This is a genomic window from Kitasatospora sp. NPDC059088 (assembly GCF_042738155.1).
In the GTDB taxonomy this organism is placed as follows: Bacteria; Actinomycetota; Actinomycetes; order Streptomycetales; family Streptomycetaceae; genus Kitasatospora.
Genome location: NZ_JBHYGR010000172.1, coordinates 11,410 through 15,640 on the forward strand (window position 1 = coordinate 11,410; position 4,231 = coordinate 15,640).

General features: G+C 74.6%; 5 protein-coding genes. 1 reads left to right on the forward strand and 4 read right to left on the reverse strand.

Translation table 11 applies throughout. From position 1 onward, the window contains the following. Nucleotides 1-118: 118 nt before the first annotated feature. From ACFWXO_RS40930 to ACFWXO_RS40940, 3 genes are all read right to left on the reverse strand, one after another. On the reverse strand, nucleotides 119-880 hold the full coding sequence (locus ACFWXO_RS40930; protein ID WP_380531225.1) for an SDR family NAD(P)-dependent oxidoreductase: 762 nt from the start codon (nucleotides 878-880) through the stop codon (nucleotides 119-121). Beyond that, nucleotides 877-2,442 carry an MFS transporter gene (locus ACFWXO_RS40935; RefSeq protein ID WP_380531228.1) on the reverse strand — a complete coding sequence of 522 codons (1,566 nt, stop codon included), beginning with the start codon at nucleotides 2,440-2,442 and terminating at the stop codon, nucleotides 877-879. The genes ACFWXO_RS40930 and ACFWXO_RS40935 overlap by 4 nt, the downstream gene beginning before the upstream one ends. Before the next feature lie 154 nt (nucleotides 2,443-2,596). Further along, the gene (locus ACFWXO_RS40940) at nucleotides 2,597-3,175 is read right to left on the reverse strand and encodes a TetR/AcrR family transcriptional regulator (protein WP_380531231.1); all 579 of its coding nucleotides are present in this window, start codon (nucleotides 3,173-3,175) and stop codon (nucleotides 2,597-2,599) included. A gap of 157 nt (nucleotides 3,176-3,332) precedes the next feature. On the opposite strand from ACFWXO_RS40940, the gene ACFWXO_RS40945 reads away from it, so the two are divergent. Beyond that, entirely contained in the window at nucleotides 3,333-3,800 is a 468-nt protein-coding gene (locus tag ACFWXO_RS40945) for a DoxX family protein (protein ID WP_380531233.1), read from the forward strand. A gap of 3 nt (nucleotides 3,801-3,803) precedes the next feature. Here ACFWXO_RS40945 and ACFWXO_RS40950 read toward each other — a convergent pair whose 3' ends face one another. Next, nucleotides 3,804-4,100 carry an MTH1187 family thiamine-binding protein gene (locus ACFWXO_RS40950; protein ID WP_380531236.1) on the reverse strand — a complete coding sequence of 99 codons (297 nt, stop codon included), beginning with the start codon at nucleotides 4,098-4,100 and terminating at the stop codon, nucleotides 3,804-3,806. Nucleotides 4,101-4,231 lie beyond the last annotated feature (131 nt).

A 4,231-nucleotide genomic window follows, 5' to 3' on the forward strand; every position in this document is an offset into this window, starting at 1 on the left:
GGTATAACGGGGTCGCGACTGTTAGCGGCGGGTCGGGCGCGCAACAGCCGCTCCTGCACCCCCGACCGGCCCCGACGCCCCCTGGGCGAGGGGGTCGTCGGAGCCGTCACGGGCGGGCTCAGGCGGTGACGCCGCCGTCCAGCACCAGGTCGGCACCGACGGTGTAGCCCGCCTCGTCCGAGGCCAGGTACAGCACGGCGGCGGCGATCTCGGCGACCGCGCCGGCCCGGCCGACCGGGACCTCGGCCTTCATCCGCTCGCTCTTGGCGGTGTCGCTCTCGCCGGGGCGGGTCGACATCGGGGTGTCCACCGGGCCCGGGCTGACGGTGTTGATCCGCACGCCCTCGCCGATGTGGTCACGGGCGGCGGAGCGGGTGAGCGCGGTGACGGCGGCCTTGCTGGCGTTGTAGGCGCCCGCGCCCTCGGCCCGCTTGTGGACGCCCAGGTTGGACGAGACGTTGACGATGGCCCCGCCGCCGTGGGCCCGCATGTGGCCGATCTGGTGCTTCATCGCCAGCAGGGTGCCGGTCACGTTGACCTCGAAGACCCAGCGGAACTGGTCCTCGTCGATGTCGGCGACCGGACCGGCCGCGCCGAACACCCCGGCGTTGTTGACGGCGACGTCCAGTCCGCCGAACTGCTCGACGACCTCCCGGACCAGCCGGGCGGCGTCCTCGCCGTTCGTCACGTCGCCGGTCAGCGCGACGGCCTTGCCGCCGGCCCGCTCGATCAGCTCGACGGTCTCGGCCAGCGGGCCGAGGCTGCGCCCGGCGACCGCGACCCGGGCGCCCTCCCCGGCGAAGGCGAGCGCGATCCCCCGCCCGATGCCGCTGCCGCCGCCGGTGATGAGGACGGACTTGTCGGCGAAACGCGTGCTCATGAGCTGAACTCCTTGGTCCGAGTGGTGCATTCAGGTGTGTGGGTGGTGCTCTTGGTTGTGGTCTTGGTGGTGCTCTTGGTGGTGCTCTTGGTGGTGGTCGTGATGGTGGTCTCGGCGATGGTCTCGGTGGTGACCTCGCCGGTGGCCCCGGTGACACCGGTGGCACCGGCCCGGGGCAGGACCGCGACCGCGACGGCGGTCAGGGCCAGCCCGGCGGCGGCCGCGGCGAAGGCCGCCGCGTAGCCGCCGACGACGGTCGGGCGGGTGGCGGCGAGGGCCATCAGGGCGGCCAGCCCGGCGGTGGGGCCGAGCTCCATGGCGGTGTTGAGGACGCCCGCCGCCAGGCCGGTGCGTTCGGGCGCCACCCCGCCGGTGGCGAGCACGGCCGCCCCGGCGAAGGACGCGGCGGCGCCGGCGGGCAGCAGGAGCAGTCCGGGCAGCAACCCGGCGGGGTAGCCACTGGCGGGGTCGAGCCCGGCCAGCAGGGCGAGTCCGGCCGCCTCCAGGGCGAGGCCCGCGGCGGTGACCGGCACCGGACCGTACCGGGCGGTCAGCGGCCCGGCCAGCCGCCCGGACAGCAGCAGGGCGACCGCGTACGGCACGAACGCGGCGGAGGTGTCGGCCGCGCTCCAGCCGCGCAGTTGCTGGAGGTAGAGCGAGAGCAGCACGAAGGCCAGGGCGGTGCCCGCGGAGGTCGCCATCACGGCGACCAGGGCGGTGGCCCGGCGGCGGTCGGTGAGGAAGCCGGGCGGCAGCAGCGGGTCGGCGGTGCGGCGTTCGGCGGCGGCGAAGGCGAGCAGCAGGAGCACGCCGCCGGCGAACGGTGCGAGCACGCCGGGGCTGCTCCAGCCGTGCTCGGTGGACGCCACCAGGGCGTAACTCGCCGCGCAGACGCCGGTGGTGGCGAGGAACGCGCCGCGCAGGTCCAGTGCCGGGCGGCGGCTCGCGGGGGCGGGTCCACGGTCGGGGTCGGGGCCGGATGCCGGGACGGCGGCGGGTACGGGCTCGGGCAGGGTGCCGGAGCGGAGCAGGCCGACCAGTGCGACCGCGACGGGCACCGCGAACAGCCAGCGCCAGGAGACCACGGCGCTGACCGGGCCCGACACCACGCTGCCGGCCGTCGCACCGAGCACCGAGAGTCCGCCCCAGGTGGCCATCGCCCGCCGGTAGGCGGCGGGTTCGGGGTGCAGCCGGCGGACCACGGCGACCGCCGCCGGGGCGGCGAGGGCCGCGCCCGCGCCCTGGACGAAGCGGCTCGCCAGCAGGACGGGGTAGTCCGGCGCGAGGGCGCAGGCGACCGAAGCGGCGGCGAGCAGCGCCAGGCCCCAGCGGAGCACCGGACGGCCGCCGTGACGGTCCGTCAGTCGCCCGCCGAGCAGCAGCAGGGCGGCGAAGGAGAGGCCGTACGCGGCGCTGAGCAGCAGGACGTCGGACGGGCCGAGCCCGAGCTCCCGGGCGACCAGGGGCAGCGGAACGGTGAGGATCATGATCGTGAAGATCAGCACCGCCTGGACGACACCGAGCAGCGCGAAGCTCCCCCGCGCCGTCGTGGTGACACTCATGGATTCCCCCCACACCAAATTTTTAAGAACGTTCGGTCCAAAATAAAGGCAGCAAAAGCCGGTGGAAGCCGACGGAAGACGATGGAGGACGGCGCAGGACGCCGGGCCGACCGAGCCGGAGACACCCCCGTGGGCCTCCGGTCCGGACCGGCGCTCAGTCCAGCAGCGCCAGCGCCTGCTCGGCGGCGTCGCGCACCCGGGGCCCGCCCTCGGCGGTCTTGCCCACCACCCGGATCCCCTGCAGCAGCACCACCAGCATCCGGGCCAGCGCCCGCGGCTCCCGCCCGGCGGGCAGTTCGCCCTGGGCCCCGGCGCGCAGCAGGGCGGCGGTCAGCGCCGTCTCCAAGTGGTCGTAGCTGACCTTCACCCGGCGGGCCGCCGCCTCGTCGTGCGGGGCGAGTTCGACGGCCGTGTTGGTGATGAAGCAGCCGCGCCTGCGGTCCTCGCCCCCCATTCCCGCGTATCGGCGCACCAGGGCGCGGACGGCCGGCAGCACCGGGCCGGGCTGGGACAGCTCGGCCAGCAGGCCGGGGTCGTGCTGTTCGTTGTAGCGCTCCAGCGCACGCAGGTAGAGCTCGTGCTTGCTGCCGAAGGTCGCGTAGATGCTGGCCCGGGCGATGCCCAGCCCTTCGACCAGGTCGGCCATCGAGGTGGCCTCGTAGCCGCGCCGCCAGAACAGTTCGAGAGCTGCCTGGAGCGCCGCGTCCGGGTCGAATTCCTTGGTCCGTGCCATGACCGGAACAGTAGCCCTTTCGAGACCGCTCGGTCAAGAAAGAGCGAGGAGTGGTCCAGACCGTTATCTGACGGAGCATTGCCAAGTGGACTAGACCAAGCCTACCCTTACCGCCCCGTCCCTCCTTCTCCCCCACACCCGCAGGAGGCGTTCCGGCATGCCCGCACACATCCCCCCGAACCCCCGGCAGGCCGTCGAGGCCGCGCGACCGCTCGTCCTGACGGCCTTCCGGATCGTCGTCGGCCTGCTCTTCGCCTGCCACGGCGCCGCCGCGCTGTTCGGCGTCCTCGGCGGCACCAAGGGCGGCGGCAGCATCCCGGCCGGCCAGTGGCCCGGCTGGTGGGCCGCACTCATCCAACTCATCGGCGGCGTCCTGGTGTTGCTCGGCAGCGGCACCAGGACGGCCGCGCTGCTCTGCTCCGGCTCGATGGCCTACGCCTACTTCACCGTCCACCAGGAGCACGCCCTGCTGCCGCTGCAGAACGGCGGTGAGGCCTCGGTGATGTTCTGCTGGGCCTTCCTGGCCATCGCGGTGCTCGGCTCCGGCCCGTACTCCCTCGACCGGCTGCTCGCCGCCCGCCGGCCGGCCGCCGAGCCCAGCCCCCAACCCACCTCGACCGGCTGAGCCTCAGCCCTCCGCGAGGTACCGCTCGACCGTGGCGACCTTGGCGGTGAGGCCGTCGGTGACCCCGGCCCGGTCGTCGATCTTGATGACCGTGCTCACCCGGTCGCCGTACGCCTTCACCGCCTCGATCGCCGCCCTGATCACCGGCATGACCTCGTCCCACTCCCCCTCGATGCTGGTGAACATCGCGTCCGTCCGGTTCGGCAGCCCGCTCGCCCGCACCACCCGCACGGCCGCGGCCACCGCCTCCCCCACGTCCTCGCCGATCCCCAGCGGGGTCACCGAAAAAGCTGCGATCACGGTCCGTACTCCCTACCACCCGACGACAACGGCCACGGGCCCGGGGGGGCAGCCGGGCGGGGGGCCCGGGGAGGGGGGGGGGGGCCCCACGGCGGGGGGCGGGCCGGCGGGCACCGGGCCCCCCCCCCCGG

Bases quoted from the DNA above. Each gene is read 5' to 3' on its own strand.
- ACFWXO_RS40930 (WP_380531225.1), bottom strand. From the start codon at position 880: ATGAGCACGCGTTTCGCCGACAAGTCCGTCCTCATCACCGGCGGCGGC.
- ACFWXO_RS40935 (WP_380531228.1), bottom strand. From the start codon at position 2,442: ATGAGTGTCACCACGACGGCGCGGGGGAGCTTCGCGCTGCTCGGTGTC.
- ACFWXO_RS40940 (WP_380531231.1), bottom strand. From the start codon at position 3,175: ATGGCACGGACCAAGGAATTCGACCCGGACGCGGCGCTCCAGGCAGCT.
- ACFWXO_RS40945 (WP_380531233.1), top strand. From the start codon at position 3,333: ATGCCCGCACACATCCCCCCGAACCCCCGGCAGGCCGTCGAGGCCGCG.